Below are 20203 nucleotides of genomic sequence, written 5' to 3' on the forward strand. Positions count from 1 at the left end.
GCCCGGCCTACGGCGTCGCGCCGGGGTGGGCTGGCGGCGCCCGCCGGCGCAGGGCTTTGCGGCGGAGGTTCGAAACCGCTTCCCCGGCCCCTACCCCTTCAGCCGCGCCCCCAGCCCGCGCGCCCAGGCCGAGATCGTGCCTGCCCCGAGGCAGACGACGATATCGCCCTCCTGCGCCTCGGCGCGGACGAGGTCGGCCAGCGCCTCTTCGCTCGCCACCGCGCGGGCGTTGCGGTGGCCGTGGGCGGTGAGGCCGGCGACGAGGTCGTCGCGGCCTGCGCCCTCGATCGGGTCTTCCCCGGCGGCGAAAACGTCCGAGATCCCGACCACGTCGGCGTCGTTGAAACAGGTGCAGAAATCCTCGAACAGCGAGTGCAGCCGGCTGTAGCGGTGCGGCTGGTGCACCGCGATCACCCGGCCCGTCGAGGCCTGGCGCGCGGCGCGCAGCACGGCGGCGATCTCCACCGGGTGGTGGGCGTAATCGTCGATGATCGGCACGCCCTGCCACGCGCCCACGCGGGTGAAGCGGCGGTTGACGCCCTCGAAACTGGCGAGCGCGGCGCGGATCTCGTCGCGCTTCATGCCCAGGTGCCGCGCCACCGCCACCGCCGCCAGCGCGTTGGAGACGTTGTGATCGCCCGGCATCGGCAGGGTGCAGCCCTCGATCCGGGTGCCCTCGGCGGCCAGCTCGATATCGAAGCGCGCCGCCCCGCCCTCGTAGGAGAGGTTCACCGCGCGCACATCGGCTTGCGCGTTGAAGCCGAAGGTCACCACGCGCCGGTCGGTGATCCGCCCCACCAGCGCCTGCACCTCCGGGTGATCGGTGCAGCACACGGCGAGGCCGTAGAACGGAATGCCGGAGACGAAATCGTGAAAGCCCTGGCGCAGCGCGTCGAAGCTGTGCCAGTGGTCCATGTGCTCGGGGTCGATGTTGGTGACCACGGCGATGGTGGCGGGCAGGCGGTTGAAGGTGCCGTCGGACTCGTCGGCCTCCACCACCATCCATTCGCCCTGCCCCATCCGGGCGTTGGAGCCATAGGCATGGATGACGCCGCCGTTGACCACGGTGGGATCGATCCCGCCCTTGACCAGGAGCTCGGCGATCAGCGTGGTAGTGGTGGTCTTGCCATGGGTTCCGGCCACCGCGATGTTCGACTTCAACCGCATCAGCTCGGCCAGCATCTCGGCGCGGCGCACCACCGGCAGGCCGCGTGCGCGGGCCGCGTCAAGCTCGGGGTTGCCGGGCTTGATCGCCGACGAGATCACCACGACCTCGGCCCCTTTGAGGTTCTCGGGCGCCTGGCCGGTGAACACCTGCGCGCCAAGCTCTTCCAGCCGCCGGGTGATCGCGCTCGCCTTGAGGTCGGAGCCCTGCACCCGGTAGCCGTGGTTGAGCAGCACCTCGGCGATCCCAGACATGCCGATACCGCCGATCCCGACGAAGTGGATCGGGCCCATCTCGGTGGGAAGTTTCGTTGCCGCTGCGCACATGGCTCACCCCTTCGCGTGCTCGGCCGCAAGGCCCTCGACAAGCGCCACAAGCGCCTCCGTCGCGTCCGGCCGCCCCTGCCCGAGCGCCGACGCCGCCATTTGCTCGGCCCCCTGCGGATCGCCCAGCACGAGGGCGATCTGGTCTGAAAGCGCGGCGGCGTCAAGCTTCGTTTCGGGCAGCAGGATCGCCGCACCCGCCTCGACGAGGCCACGGGCGTTGGCGGTCTGGTGGTCTTCGGTGGCGTAGGGGTAGGGGATCAGGATCGAGGGCCGGCCGATCACGCTGATATCGGCGACCGAGGAGGCGCCGGCGCGGCTGATCACCAGTTGTGCCTCGCTCATCCGGCGCGGCAGATCCTCGAAGAAGGGCGAAACCTCGGCGCGGATGCCATGGGCCTCGTAGAAGGCGGCGACCGCCTCGGCATCCTCGGCGCGCGCCTGCTGGGCGACGCGCAGGTGGGTGCGGATCGCCTCCGGCAGCCGGGCCACCGCCTCGGGCACCGCCTCGGCGAGCGCATGCGCGCCCTGGCTGCCGCCGATCACGAGAAGCGTCATCGGGTAATCGCCTGGCGGGATGTAGCCCGCGCCCGCGCGCTCGGCCACGGCGGCGCGCACCGGGTTGCCGGCGTGGAGCGGCCGGGCCCCGGCGGGCATAGGCTCGGTCGGCCATGTGCCGCAGGCGACATGGGCGACGCGCGGCGCGAAGATCCGGTTGACCCGGCCGAGCACGCCGTTCTGCTCGTGGATCAGCCGGGGCAGGCGCAGCGCCCAGGCGGCGGCGAGCGCGGGGATCGAGGGGTAACCGCCGAAGCCGATCACCACGGCGGGCCGGTCGCGCAGCATCCTGAGCACCGCCCCGAGAATGCCGCCGGCGATCCGCAGCGGGACGAAAAGCTTCGCCAGCGCCCCGCCGCGCGCGAAGGTGGCCGACGAAACCCGCTCGATCTCGACCCCGTCCGGAAAGCCGCCGGCATAGCGCGCGCCGCGCGCGTCGGTCGATAGCCGGACGCGCCAGCCGCGCGCCAGCATCGCCTCGGCCAGCGCCTGGGCCGGGAACATGTGGCCACCGGTGCCCCCGGCGGCGATCACCAGAAGCGGCGCCCGTGCCGTCATCGCGCCCGCCCGCCGGTCAGGATGTCGCCGATGCGGCCCTGCGGCCGGGTGCGGGTGAAGGCCAGCAACATGCCCACGGCCAGCCCGGTGGCGATCAGCGAGGAGCCGCCGTAGCTCACGAAGGGCAGCGTCATGCCCTTGGCCGGCAGCAGGCGCACCGCGACGCCCATGTTGATCAGCGCCTGCACCCCGAGCATCGCCGCAAGCCCGGTGCCGGCGAGCCGGATGAAGGGATCGCGCTCCTGCACCAGCCGGATCAGGCTGCGCACCACAACGGTGGCGTAGAGCCCGATGATCAGCAGCACCAGCACCAGGCCGTATTCCTCCGCCGCCACCGCGATGATGAAATCGGTATGGGCATCGGGCAGCGACCACTTCACCTGCCCCTCGCCAACGCCGACGCCGAAGAACCCGCCCTCGCGGATCGCGTTGGTGGCGTAGCCGAGCTGGGTCGTGGGATCGACCTCGGGGTTCAAAAAGCCATCGATCCGGCGGGCGAAATGCTCGGAGTTCTCGTAGGCCAGCATGCCGCCCAGAACCACCACCGCGGCCACCGCGAGGATCAGCAGGTAGGGCGCGCCGCCGACGAAATACATCACCCCCCAGGCGAACATCACCAGCGCCGCCTGGCCGAAATCGGGCTGCATCGCGAGGAAGGCCGTCACCACCAGGGTGAGCACCAGCGACATCGTCTTGCCCGGCGGGCCGCCGATCTCCTGGCTCGCAGCCATCAGCCAGGCCACGGTGATCACGAAGACCGGCTTGAGAAATTCAGACGGCTGCACCGAGGCGAAGCCGAAGCTGAACCAGCGCACCGCGCCCTTGCCGAAATCGGTGCCGAAGGCGGGCAGCATCACCAGCGCCGCGAAGGCGAGGAAGAAGCCGATCACGGCCAGGCGGCGCAGCATCTGCGGCCCCAGCATCGTGGTGACGAACATCACCGCGAAAGCCGCGAGACCGAACACCAGCTGCCGCTCGACGTAATGGAACGGCGCAAGCCCGTTGCGCTCGGCCAGCGGCGGCGAGGCGGCCAGCCCCAGCAGGATGCCGATCGCGAAAAGAAGAAGGATCGAGGAAATCGACCATTTGTCGATCGTGCGCCACCAGCGCGGCAGGATGGGATCGCCCTCCTGCCGGGGTGCGGCGCCGTATACCATCTCGGTCATGTAACCCGCCCGGCGTTTCGCCTGTTGTCGTTCTGCCTCGTTACGCCCGGGTTGGCCCCGGGTCGTCAGCCAAGGATAACGTCAAATGCCCGCTCGCGCCAGAGCTTCCTCCCTTCATCCTGGCCAAAATACCTCGGGGGTTGCAGGGGGCAGCGCCCCCTGCCCCGCCCGCGCCGCGCCGATCGGCGCGGCGCGGGCCCGGATCAGCCCTGCGGCGTCATCACCTTGCGGGGGCGGTCGCGATTCAGCCCGAGCTGGCGTTCGCGCCAGATGATCAGGATGCCGGCGGCAACGATCAGCGCCGCCCCCGCCAGCGTCTCCCGCGCCGGCACCTCGGCGAAGATCACGTAACCGATGACGATGGCGAGGAGCATCGAGCCGTAGTCGAAGGGCGCCACCACCGAGGCATGGGCGAAGCGGTAGGCGGAGGTGAGCAACCCCTGACCCACCCCGCCCATCAGCCCCGCCGCCACGAGAAACATCGCGTCGCGCCCGCTCGGCAGGACCCAGCCGAAGGGGATGGTGAGCGAGGAGAGCAGCGTCGAGGTCAGGGTGAAGTAGAACACGATCGTCGCCGCGCGCTCGGTGGCCACCATCTTGCGGATGAAGATCTGTGCCAGCGCCGCGAAGGTGGCCCCCATAAGCACCAGCACCGCCCCCAGCGCCTGGCGCGCGCCGAGGTCGCCCTCCGACCCGGCGGTGAGCTGCGGCGCGAGCACCACCATCACCCCGGCCATGCCAAGCGCGACGGCGAACAGCCGGAAGGCGCGCACCTGCTCGCCGAGGAACATCGCGGCGAAGATCACCGTCAGGATCGGCGCGGCGTAGGACAGCGCGGTCACCTCCGGAAGCGGCAGCAGCGCGAGCCCGGCAAAGCCCAGCCCCATGGCGCTGGTGCCGATCACCCCGCGCCAGAAATGGCTCATCGGGTTGGCGGTCTTCAGACCGATCCGGAGCTGGCCCTGCCAGGCCAGCCAGGCGAGGATCACCGGGAAGGCGAAGAAGGAGCGAAAGAACACCACCTCGCCCGCCGGCACGCGGCCGCCGGTGGCCTTGATCAGCGCCTGCATCACCACGAAGGCGCTGACGGCGCCGAGCTTGAGGAGAATGCCGAGCATGGGGTTCATGGCGGTTTCAGACCATGCGGGCGACGCGTTGGCAAGTGGGTTGCACCGGCCAGGACCGGCGCGGCGGGAGGGGGGCTCTGCCCCCCTCGCCCTTCGGGCTCACCCCCCAAGGTACTTGCGCCAGGATGAAGAGGCCCCGGGGCGCGGTCAGCCGGTCCGGGCGCGCACCAGACGGGTGAAGTCGTCGCCGCGCGCCTCGAAATCGGCGTATTGGTCGAAGCTGGCGGCGGCGGGGGCGAGCAGCACGGTGTCGCCCGGCTGGGCCTCCTCGGCGGCGCGGGCGACGGCGCGGTCCATGGTTTCGCAGATCTCGTGCGGCGTGTCGCCCAGTTGCAGCGCGAAATCGCGCGCCGAGTGGCCGATCAGGTAGGCCTTGGACACGCGGGCGAGGTGCGGCGCGAGCGCGGCGATGCCGCCGTCCTTGCCGAGGCCCCCCGCGATCCAGCGGATGCGCTCGAAGGCCTGCAGGGCGGCGGCGGCGCTGTCGGTGTTGGTGGCCTTGGAATCGTTGACGAAGCGCACGCCCCCCGCCTCGCCGACGAGTTGCGAGCGGTGCGGCAGCCCCTCGAACGAGGCCAGCGCCGCTTCGACCTGGCGCGGGCTGAGGCCGAGCGCCCGCACGACGGCGTAGGCGGCGCAGGCGTTCTGGTGGTTGTGGCTGCCGGGCAGCCCCTTCATCGGGCGCAGGTCGATCGACGCCACCTGACGCCCCTTGCGGTATTCAGCGAGAAAGCCCTTGCGGGCGAAGACCTGCCAGCCCGGCCCGGCGAGCTTGCGATCGACCGAGATACGGATCACCCGGTCGTCGTCCGGGGCCTCGCTCAACTGGCCCGCGAGATAACGCCCCTCGGGTTCATCCACCCCCACCACCGCGCGGTCGGGCCCGCCCTCGGCGAAGAGCCGGCGCTTGGCGGCGAAATAGCCGCCCAATCCGCCGTGCCGGTCGAGATGATCGGGCGAGAGGTTGGTGAAAACCGCGATATCGGGGGTGAGCGCGCGGGCAAGGTCGGTCTGATAGCTCGACAGTTCCAGCACCACCACCTCGCCCTCGCCCGCCGGCTCGATATCAAGCACGCCACGGCCGATGTTGCCGGCAAGCTGGGCCGGGCGGCCGGCGGCGCGCAGGATGTGATGGATCAGCGCCGAAGTGGTGGATTTGCCATTCGAGCCGGTCACGGCGACGACCTTGGGCACGGTTTCGAACTCATCCCACTCGGGGGTGGCAAAGGAGCGGAAGAACAGCCCGATATCGTTGTCGACCGGCACGCCCGCCTCGTAGGCGCGCGCGATGTGGCGGTTCGGCGCCGGGTAGAGATGCGGAATGCCGGGCGAGGTGATCAGCGCGGCAAGATCGTCGAAGGCGTCGGCCCGGGCGAGATCGTGCAGCGTAAGCCCCTCGGCTTCGGCCCGCGCCCGCGCCTCGGCGCTGTCATCCCAGCACAGCGCCCGCGCGCCGCCGGCCTGAAGCGCGCGCGCGGTGGCGAGGCCGGAGCGGCCAAGGCCGAGCACGGCGATATTCCTGCCTTCAAAGCCACGCACGGGGATCATCGCGCACCTCCTGTCTGGCCGCTGTGGTATCCCGCCCGGCGCGGCTTGGAAAGGCCCCGGCGGCGCATCCGTTCCGCGGGCCGGGCGGGGCGCGTTTTCCGCTGCGGGAAACGGCACGGAAAACGCAGGTTTTCCGGCGCGAAATCCGCACGGATTTCGTCCGCCGCTAGCGCACCTTCAGCGTCGCCAGCCCGATCAGCGCCAGCACCAGCGCGATGATCCAGAACCGGATCACGATCTGCGGCTCGGCCCAGCCGCGTTTCTCGAAGTGGTGGTGGATCGGCGCCATCAGGAACACCCGCTTGCCGGTGCGCTTGAAGTAGAGCACCTGGATGATCACCGACAGCGCCTCGACCACGAACAGCCCGCCGACGATGGCCAGCACGATCTCGTGCTTCATCACCACCGCGATCGCGCCGAGCGCGCCGCCGAGGGCGAGCGAGCCGGTATCGCCCATGAACACCGCCGCCGGCGGCGCGTTGTACCACAGGAACCCGAGCCCGCCGCCGATCAGCCCGGCGGCGAAGACCAGCAGCTCGCCGGTGCCGGGCACGTAGTGCACCTCGAGATACTCGGTGAAGTCCACCCGGCCGACGGCGTAGGCGATGATCCCGAGGGTGGCGGCGGCGATCATCACCGGCATGATCGCCAGCCCGTCGAGCCCGTCGGTGAGGTTGACGGCGTTTGCGGCGCCGACGATCACGATCATGCCGAAGGGCAGGAAGAACCAGCCGAGGTTGATCAGCGTGTCCTTGAACACCGGCAGCGCGAGGCGGAAGCTGAGATCGTCGGGGTGAAGCGAGGCGGCCAACCAGACCGCGGCGAGCGCGATCAGGCCCTCGAGCAACAGCCGCATCCGGCCCGAGAGCCCGCCGTAATTGTCGCCCGCCGCGATCTTGCGGTAGTCGTCGGCGAAGCCGATGAGGCCGAAGCTCAGCGTCACCCCGAGCACGATCCAGACGAAGGGATTGTCGAGCCGGGCCCAGAGCAGGGTGGAGACGGTGAGCGCGCCGAGGATCAGCACACCGCCCATCGTCGGCGTGCCGGCTTTCGCCTCGAGGTGCCCCGCCGGGCCGTCGGCTCGGATCGGCTGTCCCTTTTTCTGGCGGCTTTTCAACAGGTTGATGAGCGGCCGGCCGAACAGGAAGCCGAAGATCAGCGCGGTGAAGAAGGCGGCGCCGGCGCGGAAGGTGATGTAGCGGAACAGGTTGAATACCCCGCCGCCATCGGAAAGCTCGGTCAGCCAATACAACATCTTGTGCGCCCTCGCGTCAGTCCACAGCCGGATGGCCCAGTTTTCGCACCACGTCAACCACGAGCGATACCCGCGAGCCCTTCGAGCCCTTGACCAGCACGACGTCGCCCGCGTCGATCAGCTTGTGCACGCGCGCGGCCAGATCCTCGGCGGTTTCGCACCAGGTGCCCTGTCGCCCGGCGGGCAGTCGTTCCCACAGCACGCGCATCCTCGGGCCGACGCAATGCACCACGTCGGCGGCGGCGAGCGCGGGCAGATCGGCCAGCGCCTCGTGCAGCGCGGTTTCCGTGGGGCCGAGTTCCAGCATGTCGCCCAGAATCGCGATCCGGCGGCCCCGGGCAACGCGGCCGAGCCGGTCGGTCGGGTGGCTCGTCTCCAGCACCTCCAGCGCGGCGGCCATCGAGGTGGGATTGGCGTTGAAGGCATCGTCGATCAGGGTGAGCGCGAGGCCCTCCACCGGGTCGAGCAGGATCTCCTCGCGGGTGCCCCGCCCGGCGGGCGGCTGCCACAGCCCGAGCGCGCGGGCGGCGAGGGTGACGTCGGCGCCGAGCGCACCGGCCACGCCCAGTACGGCAAGCGCGTTGGCGGCGAAATGGCGGCCCGGCGTGGCGAGGCGGAACAGCTGCACCGTGTCGCCGATCGCGGCGCGCGCGATGGTCGCATCGCCGTGCAGGTCAACCGACAGCAGCCGCAGGCTGTTGCCCGGCTCGGTGCCGAAGCACTCGATCCGCGCGCCCGCCCGTTCGGCGGCGGCACGAAGGATCGGCGTGGTCTCGATATCGCCGTTGATCACCGCGATGCCACCGGGCTCCAGCCCCTCGAAGATCGACGCCTTCTCGACGGCGATGCCGTCAAGGTTCTCGAAGGCTTCGAGATGGGCGGCGGCAACGGTGGTGACCATTGCCACGTGCGGCCGGGCAAGGCGCGCGAGCGGGGCGATCTCGCCGGGGCGGTTCATGCCGATCTCGATCACCGCGAAATCGGCGTCGGCGGGCAGCCGCGCCAGGGTGAGCGGCACGCCCCAGTGGTTGTTGTAGCTGGCTTCGGCGGCGTGCACCCGGCCCTGCCCTTCGAGCACGGCGCGCAGCATCTCCTTGGCCGAGGTCTTGCCGACCGAGCCGGTGATCGCCGCCACTTTTGCCCGGCCGCGGGCCCGGCCCGCCGCCCCGAGCCGCTCCAGCGCCCCAAGCACGTCATCGACGACGAGCAGCGGCGCATCGGCCGCCACGCCCTCGGGCAGATGGCTCACCATCGCCGCCCCGGCGCCGGCCGCGAGCGCCTGCGCCACGAAATCGTGGCCGTCGCGCTGATCCTTCAGCGCCACGAAGAGATCGCCGGGCGCCAGGCTTCGGCTGTCGATCGAAACGCCGGTAACCTCCCAGTTTCCTTGCGCTTTTCCACCGGTCGCGGCGGCCGCGTCGGCGGCGGTCCAGAGCGTCATGCCAGCCGTCCCTCGAGCGCGGCGACAGCCACGCTCGCCTGTTCGGCATCATCGAAAGGCAGAACGTCGTCGCCGATCACCTGGCCGGTTTCGTGGCCCTTGCCCGCGATCAGCAGCGCGTCGCCCGCCTCCAGCATGTCGACACCGCGCAGGATCGCCTCGGCCCGGTCGGCCACCTCGTAAGCGGCTGGGCAGCCTTCCAGAACCATCGCGCGGATCGCGGCGGGGTCTTCCGAGCGGGGGTTGTCGTCGGTCACGATCGCCACGTCGGCGTGTTGCGCCGCGGCCGCGCCCATCAGCTTGCGCTTGGTGGTGTCGCGGTCGCCGCCGGCGCCGAACACTACCACCAGCTTGCCGAAGACATGCGGGCGCATCGCCTGGAGCGCGGTGGCGAGGGCGTCGGGGGTATGGGCATAATCGACGAACACCGCCGCGCCGTTTTCGCGCTTGGCGGCCAGTTGCATCCGGCCGCGCACGGCGGCGAGGCTTTCGAGGCTGTCGAACACCGCCTGCGGTTCGCAGCCGGACGCGATGCAGAGCCCCGCCGCGAGCATCACGTTGTCGGCCTGGAACCCGCCGAGCAGGTTCAGCCGGACCATGTGCGGCTTGTGGCGCCAGTGGAAGCGCAGTTCCTGCCCGGTGGCGCCGAAACGGTGGTTGGTGATGTGCAGGTCGGCCTCCTTGCCGTGGCCGACGCTGAGCACGCGCTGACCGCGCGCCTCGGCACGCTTGACCAGGTCGCGGCCACGGTCGTCGTCGGTGTTGATCACCGCCACGCCGTCCTCGGGAAGAACCCGGGTGAACAGCCCCGCCTTGGCCTCGAAATAATCGTCGAGGCTGGCGTGGTAATCGAGGTGGTCCTGGCTGAGGTTGGTGAAGCCGGCGGCGGTGAGGTGCACGCCGTCGAGCCGCGCCTGCGCCAGCCCGTGCGAGGAAGCCTCCATCGCCGCGTGGGTAACGCCATGCGCGGCCATGTCGGCGAGCAGCTCGTGCAGCGTGATCGGCTCGGGCGTGGTGTGGCTCGCCGGCGCGGCATAGGCGCCCTCGACCCCGGTGGTGCCGATATTGGCGGCCTCGAAGCCGAGCAACTGCCAGATCTGGCGGGTGAAGCTGGCCACCGAGGTTTTGCCGTTGGTGCCGGTCACCGCCAACATCACCCGGGGCTGGCGGCGGTAGAACAGCGCCGCGGCGCAGGCCAGCGCGGCGCGCGGATCTTCGGTCACCACCAGCGCCACGCCTGGGTTTTCGGCCAGCACGTCTGCCGCCAGCCGTGCGCCTTCGGGGTCGGTCAGCACCGCCGCCGCGCCCATCCTGAGGGCATACTGGATGAACTCGGCGCCGTGCATCCGGCTGCCCGGCAGGCCGGCGAAGAGATGGCCCGGGCGGGTCTTGCGACTGTCGACCGAGAGGCCGGTGATCCCGGCATCGCCGCCGCCCTTCGCCGTCAGACCGAGGGCCGAAAGGGTTGTTACGGGTTCGGGCTGGGTCATGCGCTCTCCTCAGTTCGAGGTGAGTGTTACACCCGTTGGGGCGAGCGGTTCAATCTCGGGTTTGAGGCCAAGCAGCGGTGCCACCCGCCGGATCATCTCGGCCGCGACGGGAACCGCGGTCCAGCCCGCCGTGCGGCGCGGTTCGCGGCCGGAGGTTTCCACCGGCTCGTCGAGGGTGACGACCAGCACGTAACGCGGATCATGCGCCGGGAAGACGCTGGCGAAGGTGGCGATCACCTTGTCCTCGTAATAGCCGCCGCCCTTGAGCCTCGGCTTGTCGGCGGTGCCGGTCTTGCCGCCCACCGCGTAGCCCGGCACGTCGCCGAAGGAGGCGGTCCCCCGGGTGACCACCTGGCGCAGCATCTGGCGCGCGATGGCGGAGGTTTCCTCCGACACCACCCGCGGCCCGCGCGCCGCCGGCGCGCCGCGCACCAGCGTCGGCGACACCTTGTGGCCGCCGTTCAGCAGCGAGGCGTAGGCGGTGGCGAGATGCAGCGGCGAGGCCGAAAGCCCGTGGCCGTAGGAGATCGTCATCGTCGAGATCTCCGACCAATTCGGCGGCAGCAGCGGCTTCGACCCCGGCGCCTCGACCAGTTCGACGGCGGTGGGCTCGGTGAAGCCGAGGCCCGCGAGGAAGGCGCGCTGGCGCTCGGCGCCGATATCCATGGCGATCCGCGCGGTGCCGATGTTGGAGCTTTTCACGATCACGTCGGTGACCGAAAGCTGGGCGCCGTAATCGCGGAAATCGCGGATCCTGAACTTGCCCCAGGTCAACGGCCCGCGGGTGTCGATCATCGTCGAGGGGTTGACCTGGCCCATCTCCAGCGCCTGCGCCACGGCGAAGATCTTGAAGGTGGAGCCGAGTTCGTAAAGGCCCTGGACCGCGCGGTTGAACAGCGGGCTGTTGGAGGCGTCGCCCTCGGTGAGCGGGCGCGGGCGGTCGTTGGGGTCGAAGTCCGGCAGCGAGGCGAGCGCGACGACCTCGCCGGTGCGCGCCTCCATCAGCACCGCCGTCGCGCCCTTGGCGTTCATCATCACCATGCCGCCTTCGAGCACCCGCTCGACGGCGGCCTGCACGGTCAGGTCGATGGTGAGCCGGAGCGGATCGCCGGCCCGGGCCGGATCGCGCAGCCGTTCGTCGAAGGCCTTCTCGATCCCGGCGACACCGATCACCTCGGCCGCGTCCACGCCCTCGCGCCCGAAACGCGCGCCGCCGAGGATATGGGCGGCGATCGCGCCGTTGGGGTAGAGCCGCATCTCGCGCGGGCCGAACAGCAGCCCCGGCTCGCCGATGTCGAACACCGCCTGCTTTTGTTCGGGACTGATTTTCTTCTTTATCCACAGGAACTTGCGATCCCCGGCGAACCAGCCGAGCAGGCGCTCCTCGTCGAGATCGGGGAAGATGCGCACAAGCTCGCGCGCGGCGCGTTCCGGCTCCACCATCATCGGCGGCTGGGCGTAGAGCGCGTGGGTGACGAGGTTGGTGGCCAGGAGCCGCCCGCGCCGGTCGACGATATCGGCGCGCGCGGCGGCGATCTGGGCGCCGGCGGCCTGGGCGCGCGGCTCGGCCGGTTCGGACGCCGCGATCGCCCCCATCCGCACGCCGACCACGAGGAAGGCACAGAAAAACAGCCCCGCCAGCACCACCAGCCGCCCCTCGGCGCGCAGCCGGGCGCGATCGCGGATGTCTTCATGCCGCTTGCGCAGGTTCTCGCGCTCGATCCGGTCGGGGTTTTCGCCCTTGGCGCGGGCATCGAGCACGCGGGCGAGCGGGCGCAGAGGAACGCGGGTCATGGCGTGATCTCTCCAACGACGTCCACCGCCCCGGTCACCGGCAGGAGCGGCATCTCCTCCTCCGGGTAGGCGATCTGGTCGACCCGCCCGAACTGCTCGGGCGCGAGCGGCAGAAGACCGAGGCGGTCGAAATTCAGATCGGCGAGGTCGCGCAACCGGTCGGGCCGGTTGAGATAGGCCCATTCGGCGCGCAGAACCGCCAGTTCCTCGCGCATCCGGCCGATCTCGTGCTGCAGGGCGCTCACCTCGTTGAGCGCGTCCTGGGTCTTGTAGTTCTCGACATAGGCCCAGTAGCCAAGCCCGATCACCGCGAGGGTGGACATCACGTAGAGCAGGCTGCGCATCATCTCGCCGCACCTCCGAACACGGGGGCGGGCAGCCCCAGCTTCATGCGATCCACCGGCGCGAAGGGGGCCTCGGTGCGAGTGGCGACGCGCAACCGGGCGCTGCGGGCGCGCGGGTTTTCGTCCAGTTCGGCCGCGTCGGGGCCGATGGCCTTTTTCGGCGTGAGGGTGAAGCGCGGCACCTCGGCTTCGAGCGCCGGGGCATGGCGCGATCCGCCGCCGCCGCTGGAGGCGGCCAGTTGCAGGTAGCGTTTCACCACCCGGTCTTCGAGCGAATGGAAGGTCACCACCGCCAGCCGTCCGCCCGGCTTCAGCGCCCGCTCGGCCGCTTCCAGCCCGGCGGCGAGCTGTCCGAACTCGTCGTTCACCGCGATGCGGATGGCCTGGAAACTGCGGGTGGCGGGATGGCTCTGGCCCGGCTTGGGGCGCGGCAATTGCCGTTCGATCACCTCGACGAGCTGGCCCGTCGTCTCGAACGGGGCCTCGGCGCGGCGGCGCAGGATGGCGCGGGCGATGCGACGCGCCTGCCGCTCCTCGCCGTAATGGTAGAGAATATCGGCCAGGGCCTCTTCGGAGGCGGTGTTGACGAGGTCGGCCGCGCTCGGGCCCGACTGGCTCATGCGCATGTCGAGCGGCCCGTCACGCAGGAAGGAAAACCCCCGCTCGGGCCGGTCGAGCTGCATCGACGACACGCCGAGATCCAGCACCACGCCGTCGACCGGCGCGCCGGCGATGTCATCGAGATCGGAGAAGGTGCCCTCGACCAGCCGCAGCCGGTCGCCGTAGGCGTCCGCCCAGCTGCTTGCCATGTCGAGCGCCATCGGATCGCGGTCGATCCCGATCACCTGCGCCGCGCCGGCCTCGAGCAGGCCACGGGCATAGCCGCCGGCGCCGAAGGTGCCATCGACCCAGAGCCCCTCGACCGGGGCGACCGCGGCGAGAAGCGGGCGCAGCAGAACGGGAATGTGGGGCCGGGCGCCGGGTGCGGTATCGCGCGCGGTGGCAGCCATCATGCGCCCCCGTCGTCGTCCGGCAGGAGCGTGAGCGGATCGAAATCCTCGGGCTGGCCTTCAAGCCAGGCCTCGGTGCGCGCGCTCTCCTCGGCGTCGTAGACTTCCGGATCCCAGACCTGGAAGGTGTCGCCCGTGGCGATGAAATAGGCCTCGCTGCCGATGCCGATCTTCTGGCGCAGCTTGGCCGGCAGCACGAGGCGGCCGGTCTCGTCGACGCTGGTGGGGTGCGACTGGCCGTTGAACAGCTTCTCCAGCATCCGCCGCTCCATCGAGCCGCGCTGCATCCGGGCGATCTTGCGATCGACCTCGTCGATCGCCTCCATCGTGTAGCATTCGAGGTATTTGCGGCGGTGATCGCCGTAGACGATCACCAGGTTGGGGTTGAGGCCATCGGTCCAGTCCGGGTCGCCGGCTTCGAGCACACGGCGAAACAGGGCCGGGATCGACACCCTGCCCTTCGCGTCCACCTTGTGGAGCCCTTCGCCTCTGAAAACCCGTGCCACGTGTCGCGGCTCCTGTCTGCCCTTCGCCTCGCTACCGCCGGATACGAAAACGGCGGATCGAACTGCTGCCACTGTCCGATCCGCCGCCCTCGTCCCATCTCTGGGTTCGTCCGATCACGCTCGCCACCTGGGGGGGGATGTCTGCTCGCGAGTGCGCCGGATCTCTTTTTTCCGATGAAGCGGGGTGCCTGTATGAAACCTGACTTGGGAGATGTTTCGGGGTCTTGCTGCCCCTTGTGTTCCCGTCCTCATCGTGGGTTTAGGGATGCCATGGGAATTGATGGTAATCAATACTTTTTTCGCCCAATCCAGCACAAGATCTTGTCTGGCGTCGATTTGAAACCCAAGATATTGCAGGACAAATGAAGAACGAAAAGCCATTTGTAGCGGAATTATATTCGGTCACGCACAATATATAGTGTCGTATATCCAAGGATATTTTTTCCCCTGAATTCCCGGATATTTCCGCGGTCCTCCCGGCAAGTGGCCGAATTCAGGCCGTCATACCCCGAAGTTCGTCTCGAATCACGCGGTGAATCGGCCCCTGTTCGGCGCCGTCGCGGCACCGGGCGGCGCCGGGCCCGGGCTTGTCCCATGAATTCCCGGGGCGGCCCCCCACGAAATCCCGTGCGCCGCGCGGGTGGCCGGAAAACGGCAACGCCCGCACGGCGACCGTGCGGGCGTTTGCCTTTTTTCATCACCGGAACCGGGATTCCCCCCGATCCGGCGGCGCGGAGCGCGATCCGCTCAGACCATGCCTTTCTCGGCCAGCTCGCGCGCCAGCGTCCGGTAGGCGTCGGCCACCGGCCCCTCGCCCAGCGCGATCGGCAGGCCGACATCGCCCGCCACCCGAACCTCGCGCGCCAGCGGGATCGCGCCCAGCAGCGGCAGGTTCATCCGCTTGGCCTCGGCCTGAACGCCGCCCTCGCCGAAGACGTGATCCTCGTGGCCGCAGTTCGGGCAGACATACATCGCCATGTTCTCGATCAGGCCGAGCACCGGGACGCGCACCTTCTGGAACATGTCGATCGCCTTGTGGGCGTCGATCAGCGCCACGTCCTGCGGCGTGGAAACCACCAGCGCGCCGGTCATCTTGACCTTCTGCGCCAGCGTGATCTGCACGTCGCCGGTGCCGGGCGGCAGGTCGATCAGCAGCACGTCGAGTTCACCCCAGTTCACCGAGAACAGGAATTGTTGAATCGTGCCGGTGATCAGCGGCCCGCGCCAGACCACCGCCTGGTCGGGATCGACGAAGAGGCCGATGGAGACGAGCTTGACGCCATGGGCCACCACCGGGTCCATGATCTTGCCGTCGTCCGACTTCGGCCGGTCCTTCGCGCCCATCATCAGCTGTTGCGAGGGCCCGAGCACGTCGGCGTCGATCAGGCCGACCTTCATGCCCTGCGCCGCGAGCGCCACCGCGAGGTTGGAGGTGACGGTGGATTTGCCGACGCCCCCCTTGCCGGAGGCGATCGCCACGATGCGCTTGACGCCGGGGATTGCCTTCGGCCCGTCCTGCGGTTGCGGGTGCTGGCCGATCTTGAGCTGCGGCGGCTCGCCCGAGGGGGCGGGCTTGCTCGCGGCCCCGGACTTGGGCGCGCCCTCGTGCGCGGTAAGAATGACGGTGGCCTTGGCCACGCCGGGCAGCGCCGTCACGGCGGCCTCGGCGGCCTGCCGCACCGGCTCGAGCTTGCCGGCGAGTTCGGCGCTCGGCGCCTCGATCAGGAAGCTCACCTTGCCATCGGTCGCCACCATCAGCGCGCGGATCATGTCGCGCGAGACCAGGTCGCCGCCATCGGGCACCGCCACCTTGGCCAGTGTTTCAAGAATCTGTTCACGTGTCGGGGCCATGCGCGTCTCCCTCTCCCTCATATTCAGGTGCCATTACATGAGCGTTTTCGTCGGACAAGCAAGGGGCGTTTGCAAATTGCCCAATTCTCATGCGCCTTTTTCCGAGCCATGCACAAGATGCAACCCCGGTCTGAAATAGGTCAGCATGACTTATGCGCTTTCTGCATAGCGGCAATACCGAACCGTCCATTGTGCGCGCGCAGCATACGGGCCATCTTTGCTTCAACAGGACAGACCAAGACGACGGTCAAACCAGAAAGAGAGACGACAATGGCATATGCAACCGATATCCGCACGGTCCAACTCGGCCTTCGCGACCGGGTAAGCGCCATGCTGAAAGCCTTCGCCGAAGCCCGCGAGCAGCGCAAGATCTACATCCGCACGCTCAACGAGCTGAACGCGCTGAACAACCGCGATCTTGCCGACCTCGGCATTTCGGCGGCACAGATCCCCTTCATCGCCCGCGAGGCGGCTTACGGGACGAAATAACAGTTTTGGCCGCTCCACCTCCTCCCGGAGCGGCCCGACCCGAAACGATGCGCCTCCTCCCTAGCATCGCCGACGGTCGCCATTCGGGCGCGTCTTCCTCCTCCCTGAGGCGCCCGTGACCTGCCGGCGGCACCCGATCCTCCTCCCCGGGTGCCGCCGTGCGGGGTCGAAAACCAGATTGGGCGTCCGCCTCCTCCCTTGGGCGCCCCTTCCCGGACGGTCCTTTCCTCCTCCCTGGACCGGATGGGTTACATAGGGGTTCGTCAGGGCCCCGACCGAGCGCAAAGGTTTCTTCCTCCTCCCTGAGACCTCTTGCGAGATTAACGGCGGCGCCTTCCTCCTCCCTGGCGTCGCCGTTTTTTTTGGCCTTGCCACCACGCGCCAGACGGAGAAACTCGCGGCAAACCCAACGAGCCCGGCAAACGGGGCCATGCGAGGCCGCCGGGTGTCTGACGAGTTTCAGGAGAGACAATGCCGCGACAACACATCCCCTACGGCGCAGGCTGGGCGATGCCCTTTCCCGCCCCCTACCCCGCCCTGGTGCGCGACGGCGACCGGGCATGGAGTTCGGGCATGCTGCCGGTCGATGGCGCGGGCAAGGTGCTGCATCCCGGTGACCTGGCCGCGCAGGCCCGGCTGATCGCGGGGCGAGTCGCGCCGCTGCTCGCCGAGGCCGGGCTCGGGCCCGACAGCGTCAGCCGCCTCGTGCTCTACAGCGCCAGCCCCGACGCCACGATGCAGCCCGAGATGGAGGCCGCGTTCCGCGCCGCTCTCGACGCCACCCCGCTGATCGAGTTCGTGCCGGTGCCGCATTTCTACTACGACGGGTTGCTGCTCTCGGTCGACGTGCATTGCGCGCGCGCCGAGACGGTGCTGGAAAACGCCCTGCCCGGTGGCGGGCGCGCCCGGCTGATGCGCGAACCCGGCACCATCGTGCTCAACCTCGCGGCCCCGGTGGCCAGCATCGGCCCGGCGCTCGGCGGGCTGCTCACGCTGCACCGGCTTTCGCCCGACCGGCTGATGTCGGGCTGGGGCATCGCGCCGGAACCGATGCTCTCGGCGGTGCCCGGCCAGATCGCGCCGCGCCTGCCGGGGTTCTTTTCCGGCGCGCTGATGCCCTGCTACCGGCAGGATGACCACGCCCACCTCTACCTCACCTTCGCCACCGACGCGATCGAGCTGGACGAGCGGCGCGAGGGCGGCGTGCGGCTGCACATGGCCCATGCCCGCGACCTCGCGGTGCTCGACGCGCGCTATCTCGGCGGCGCCGGCGTGGGTATTGCCGACCAGACCCGGGTGGTGATGGACGCCCTCGCGGCGGTGCTGGCCGATCACGGGATGGGGTTCGGCGACGTGGTGAAATCGACCACCTTCTACGCCGGCAACACCTCCGCCGAGGATCTTCACCGCAACATGACGGTGCGCAACAGCTATTACGAGGCGCCCGGCCCGGCCTCGACCGGGGTGCCGATCTCGCGCATGGCCGATCCCGGCTCGAAGGTGCGGATCGAACTGGTGCTGCGCCCGCGCACGGACGGCTGAGCGCCGGCGCCGGGCTCAGGCGCCGACCACAGAGCCGCGCCAGGTGAAGGTGCGGCGGCGCAGGGTCACGACCCAGAGCGCGGGCAGGAGCGCGTCGCGCAGCAGCATCGCGGCGATGTCGCGCGGGCCGGAGGGCCAGCCATGGGCGCGCGCCAGCGCGATCTCGGCACCATACCAGACGAGCGGAAAGGCCGCCAGCGCAAGCCCCGGCGCCGCGCCGAGACCGACGAGCCCGGCCAGTGCCGCGAAGGGCGGCAGCGGCCCTTGCAGGATTTCGAGCGCGAAGATCGCCGGGAAGCCCGCGCGCCGGATCCGGCTCCAGCGCAACTGGCGGCCCCAGACCTCGCCGAAATCGCGCCGGCCGATCGGCTGGCCGAACAGCGGCCGGGCGAGGCGCACCTTCAGCCCACGCGCGCGCACCAGCTTGGTCGAGGCCACGTCTTCGGCCAGATCGTGCCCCAGCGCCGCCGGGCCGCCCCCCGATTCCAGAAGCGCACGGTTCCAGAACAGCGTCTTGCCATGGGCAAAGCCGATCCCCAGCGCGTCGGCCGCGAGTTGCCAGCGCGCCTGGTTGGAGTTGAGAAAGGCGCATTCCAGCGCGCCCCAGAGGTTTTCCGGCCGGATCCCCGCCGGCGGCGACGAGACGAGGCCGGTATCCTCGCGCCGGGTGTCGTCGAGGCGGCGCAGGTAATCGGGGGTGAGCAGCAGGTTGGCATCGGTCATCGCCACCCATTCGCCGCGCGCGGCGGCGAAGCCCTTCACCAGGTTGTTGAGCTTGGGGTTGGCGCTGACCCGGTCATCGCCGATCAGTATGCGCGCAGGCACCTCCGGGTGGGCCGCGATCAGTTCTTCGAGCAGCGCCACCGCCGGGTCATCGGCGGCGGCGGCGCAGAACAGGATCTCGTGGTCAGGGTAGTCCTGCCCGAAGGAGGAAGCCAGCGTTTCGGGATCGAACGCGTCGAGCCCGCAGACCGGGCGCACCAGCGAGACCGCGGGGCGCGGCGGCGCATCGGCGGCGCGCGGGCGGGTGCGGCGCGGCCAGGCCAGCGCGGTGGAGAGAAGGTGCACGCCGATGGCGACGACGGCGAAGACGGCGAGGAGGGTGACGAGCATCAGCCCGCGCCCCGGGCCATCGCCGGGGCCTCGGCCAGCCCCGCTTGCGCCGGTTCGGCCCGCGCCGCGGCCCGCGCCGACCAGTCGAGCAGCCGCAGCGCGCCGCTGCGGTCTTCCACCAGCGCGGTGTAGCTGTCGACCCAATCGCCGCAATTGGCGTAGCGCAGCCCGTCGATCTCGCGCAGCCCCGGCTTGTGCGAATGGCCGCAGATCACGCCCTGGGTTCCGGCTGCCCCGGCCAGCGCGACCAGCCGGCGCTCGAAGCGCCGCCCCATCACGAACAGGCTGCTGAAGGTGCGGATCGCCGCGCGGATCGGGCTGTTTTCGCCCTTGCGCGCCCAGAGTTCGAGGCGTCGGCCGAGCCAGGCGTCGACACCGCGCGCGAGGGCGTCGGCGCGGCTGCCGAGGCGGGTCATCGCGTGCAGGCGCAGGAGCCGGTTGTCGGCCTGATCGCCATGCAGCACGAGATAGCGCCGGCCATCGCCGGCGCGGTGCACCAGCGCCTCACGCAGTTCCCAGCCCGCCGGCAGGCGCGCCGCTCCCGGCGACCGCAGGGCCGCATCGTGGTTGCCCGCGAGGTAGACCACCCGGGTGCCGCTCCGCGCGCGCCGCTCGAACTCGCTCATGACCGCCTCGTGCGTCGGGGTCCAATGCACATGGCCGCCGTGCCAGATATCGAGGATATCGCCGACGAGGTAGATCGTGGCCGCCTCGTGCTCGGCGAGGAAGTCGAGCACCGCGCGCGGATGGCTGGCGCGGGCGCCGAGGTGGAGATCGGAGAGAAACAGGCTGCGAAAGCGCTCAGGCATCGGCGGGCGACTCCGTGGTGTTTGCGCATGGTTTTCTCCGCTGGCTGTTTCCGTCTCATGACATTCAGGTCACAGGCATATGACATCGTCAATGACGAGGCGCCCCGCGCCCGC

17 protein-coding genes are annotated in these 20203 nt (G+C 69.9%); 2 read left to right on the forward strand and 15 right to left on the reverse strand.

The genetic code is table 11. The annotated features are described in order from the left end of the window. Nucleotides 1–90 precede the first annotated feature (90 nt). The 13 genes from murC to IEW01_RS14270 all read right to left on the reverse strand — a co-directional run bounded on the left by murC (nt 91) and on the right by IEW01_RS14270 (nt 16136). Complete coding sequence (gene murC / locus IEW01_RS14210; RefSeq protein ID WP_188528876.1) at nt 91–1491, reverse strand: UDP-N-acetylmuramate--L-alanine ligase; 1401 nt, start codon at nt 1489–1491, stop codon at nt 91–93. Between the two features lie 3 nt (nt 1492–1494). Then, nucleotides 1495–2604 (reverse strand): UDP-N-acetylglucosamine--N-acetylmuramyl-(pentapeptide) pyrophosphoryl-undecaprenol N-acetylglucosamine transferase, encoded by a 1110-nt coding sequence (locus tag IEW01_RS14215; protein ID WP_188528878.1) that lies wholly within the window; start codon nt 2602–2604, stop codon nt 1495–1497. After that, a complete protein-coding gene (gene ftsW, locus IEW01_RS14220) occupies nt 2601–3770 on the reverse strand; it encodes a putative lipid II flippase FtsW (RefSeq protein WP_188528880.1) in 1170 nt (389 codons plus the stop codon). The genes IEW01_RS14215 and ftsW overlap by 4 nt, the downstream gene beginning before the upstream one ends. 203 nt (nt 3771–3973) lie before the next feature. Beyond that, nucleotides 3974–4897 (reverse strand): DMT family transporter, encoded by a 924-nt coding sequence (locus tag IEW01_RS14225; protein WP_188528882.1) that lies wholly within the window; start codon nt 4895–4897, stop codon nt 3974–3976. A 147-nt stretch (nt 4898–5044) separates the two neighbouring features. After that, nucleotides 5045–6445, reverse strand: a complete 1401-nt coding sequence (murD, locus tag IEW01_RS14230) for a UDP-N-acetylmuramoyl-L-alanine--D-glutamate ligase (protein ID WP_188528884.1) — start codon at nt 6443–6445, stop codon at nt 5045–5047. Nucleotides 6446–6611: 166 nt separating this feature from the next. Then, complete coding sequence (mraY, locus tag IEW01_RS14235; protein WP_188528886.1) at nt 6612–7700, reverse strand: phospho-N-acetylmuramoyl-pentapeptide-transferase; 1089 nt, start codon at nt 7698–7700, stop codon at nt 6612–6614. A gap of 16 nt (nt 7701–7716) precedes the next feature. Beyond that, nucleotides 7717–9141: a UDP-N-acetylmuramoyl-tripeptide--D-alanyl-D-alanine ligase gene (locus IEW01_RS14240; RefSeq protein WP_188528887.1), complete on the reverse strand. Its 1425-nt coding sequence runs from the start codon at nt 9139–9141 to the stop codon at nt 7717–7719. Further along, on the reverse strand, nt 9138–10631 hold the full coding sequence (locus IEW01_RS14245; RefSeq protein WP_188528889.1) for a UDP-N-acetylmuramoyl-L-alanyl-D-glutamate--2,6-diaminopimelate ligase: 1494 nt from the start codon (nt 10629–10631) through the stop codon (nt 9138–9140). Before IEW01_RS14245 ends, IEW01_RS14240 begins: the two co-directional genes overlap by 4 nt. A 9-nt stretch (nt 10632–10640) precedes the next feature. Then, on the reverse strand, nt 10641–12425 hold the full coding sequence (locus tag IEW01_RS14250; RefSeq protein ID WP_188528891.1) for a peptidoglycan D,D-transpeptidase FtsI family protein: 1785 nt from the start codon (nt 12423–12425) through the stop codon (nt 10641–10643). Then, nucleotides 12422–12769, reverse strand: a complete 348-nt coding sequence (ftsL, locus tag IEW01_RS14255) for a cell division protein FtsL (RefSeq protein ID WP_188529527.1) — start codon at nt 12767–12769, stop codon at nt 12422–12424. Before ftsL ends, IEW01_RS14250 begins: the two co-directional genes overlap by 4 nt. Next, nucleotides 12769–13779 carry a 16S rRNA (cytosine(1402)-N(4))-methyltransferase RsmH gene (gene rsmH / locus IEW01_RS14260; protein ID WP_188528893.1) on the reverse strand — a complete coding sequence of 337 codons (1011 nt, stop codon included), beginning with the start codon at nt 13777–13779 and terminating at the stop codon, nt 12769–12771. The genes ftsL and rsmH overlap by 1 nt, the downstream gene beginning before the upstream one ends. After that, on the reverse strand, nt 13779–14285 hold the full coding sequence (mraZ, locus tag IEW01_RS14265; protein ID WP_188528895.1) for a division/cell wall cluster transcriptional repressor MraZ: 507 nt from the start codon (nt 14283–14285) through the stop codon (nt 13779–13781). Before mraZ ends, rsmH begins: the two co-directional genes overlap by 1 nt. A gap of 747 nt (nt 14286–15032) precedes the next feature. Next, nucleotides 15033–16136 carry an Mrp/NBP35 family ATP-binding protein gene (locus IEW01_RS14270; protein WP_188528897.1) on the reverse strand — a complete coding sequence of 368 codons (1104 nt, stop codon included), beginning with the start codon at nt 16134–16136 and terminating at the stop codon, nt 15033–15035. 270 nt (nt 16137–16406) lie between these two features. Here IEW01_RS14270 and IEW01_RS14275 point away from each other — a divergent pair, with 270 nt between their 5' ends. Further along, on the forward strand, nt 16407–16625 hold the full coding sequence (locus IEW01_RS14275; protein ID WP_188528900.1) for a DUF1127 domain-containing protein: 219 nt from the start codon (nt 16407–16409) through the stop codon (nt 16623–16625). A gap of 471 nt (nt 16626–17096) precedes the next feature. After that, on the forward strand, nt 17097–18167 hold the full coding sequence (locus tag IEW01_RS14280; RefSeq protein WP_188528901.1) for a RidA family protein: 1071 nt from the start codon (nt 17097–17099) through the stop codon (nt 18165–18167). 15 nt (nt 18168–18182) lie between these two features. Here IEW01_RS14280 and IEW01_RS14285 read toward each other — a convergent pair whose 3' ends face one another. Then, complete coding sequence (locus tag IEW01_RS14285; protein ID WP_188528903.1) at nt 18183–19280, reverse strand: glycosyltransferase; 1098 nt, start codon at nt 19278–19280, stop codon at nt 18183–18185. Next, nucleotides 19280–20089 (reverse strand): UDP-2,3-diacylglucosamine diphosphatase, encoded by an 810-nt coding sequence (locus IEW01_RS14290; RefSeq protein ID WP_188528905.1) that lies wholly within the window; start codon nt 20087–20089, stop codon nt 19280–19282. The genes IEW01_RS14285 and IEW01_RS14290 overlap by 1 nt, the downstream gene beginning before the upstream one ends. Between the last annotated feature and the right edge of the window lie 114 nt (nt 20090–20203).

The organism is Sinisalibacter lacisalsi (assembly GCF_014640115.1).
Lineage (GTDB): Bacteria > Pseudomonadota > Alphaproteobacteria > Rhodobacterales > Rhodobacteraceae > Sinisalibacter > Sinisalibacter lacisalsi.

Coding starts and splice junctions, on each gene's coding strand:
- murC (WP_188528876.1), bottom strand. CDS start 1,491: ATGTGCGCAGCGGCAACGAAACTTCCCACCGAGATGGGCCCGATCCAC.
- IEW01_RS14215 (WP_188528878.1), bottom strand. CDS start 2,604: ATGACGGCACGGGCGCCGCTTCTGGTGATCGCCGCCGGGGGCACCGGT.
- ftsW (WP_188528880.1), bottom strand. CDS start 3,770: ATGACCGAGATGGTATACGGCGCCGCACCCCGGCAGGAGGGCGATCCC.
- IEW01_RS14225 (WP_188528882.1), bottom strand. CDS start 4,897: ATGAACCCCATGCTCGGCATTCTCCTCAAGCTCGGCGCCGTCAGCGCC.
- murD (WP_188528884.1), bottom strand. CDS start 6,445: ATGATCCCCGTGCGTGGCTTTGAAGGCAGGAATATCGCCGTGCTCGGC.
- mraY (WP_188528886.1), bottom strand. CDS start 7,700: ATGTTGTATTGGCTGACCGAGCTTTCCGATGGCGGCGGGGTATTCAAC.
- IEW01_RS14240 (WP_188528887.1), bottom strand. CDS start 9,141: ATGACGCTCTGGACCGCCGCCGACGCGGCCGCCGCGACCGGTGGAAAA.
- IEW01_RS14245 (WP_188528889.1), bottom strand. CDS start 10,631: ATGACCCAGCCCGAACCCGTAACAACCCTTTCGGCCCTCGGTCTGACG.
- IEW01_RS14250 (WP_188528891.1), bottom strand. CDS start 12,425: ATGACCCGCGTTCCTCTGCGCCCGCTCGCCCGCGTGCTCGATGCCCGC.
- ftsL (WP_188529527.1), bottom strand. CDS start 12,769: ATGCGCAGCCTGCTCTACGTGATGTCCACCCTCGCGGTGATCGGGCTT.
- rsmH (WP_188528893.1), bottom strand. CDS start 13,779: ATGGCTGCCACCGCGCGCGATACCGCACCCGGCGCCCGGCCCCACATT.
- IEW01_RS14270 (WP_188528897.1), bottom strand. CDS start 16,136: ATGGCCCCGACACGTGAACAGATTCTTGAAACACTGGCCAAGGTGGCG.
- IEW01_RS14275 (WP_188528900.1), top strand. CDS start 16,407: ATGGCATATGCAACCGATATCCGCACGGTCCAACTCGGCCTTCGCGAC.
- IEW01_RS14280 (WP_188528901.1), top strand. CDS start 17,097: ATGCCGCGACAACACATCCCCTACGGCGCAGGCTGGGCGATGCCCTTT.
- IEW01_RS14285 (WP_188528903.1), bottom strand. CDS start 19,280: ATGCTCGTCACCCTCCTCGCCGTCTTCGCCGTCGTCGCCATCGGCGTG.
- IEW01_RS14290 (WP_188528905.1), bottom strand. CDS start 20,089: ATGCCTGAGCGCTTTCGCAGCCTGTTTCTCTCCGATCTCCACCTCGGC.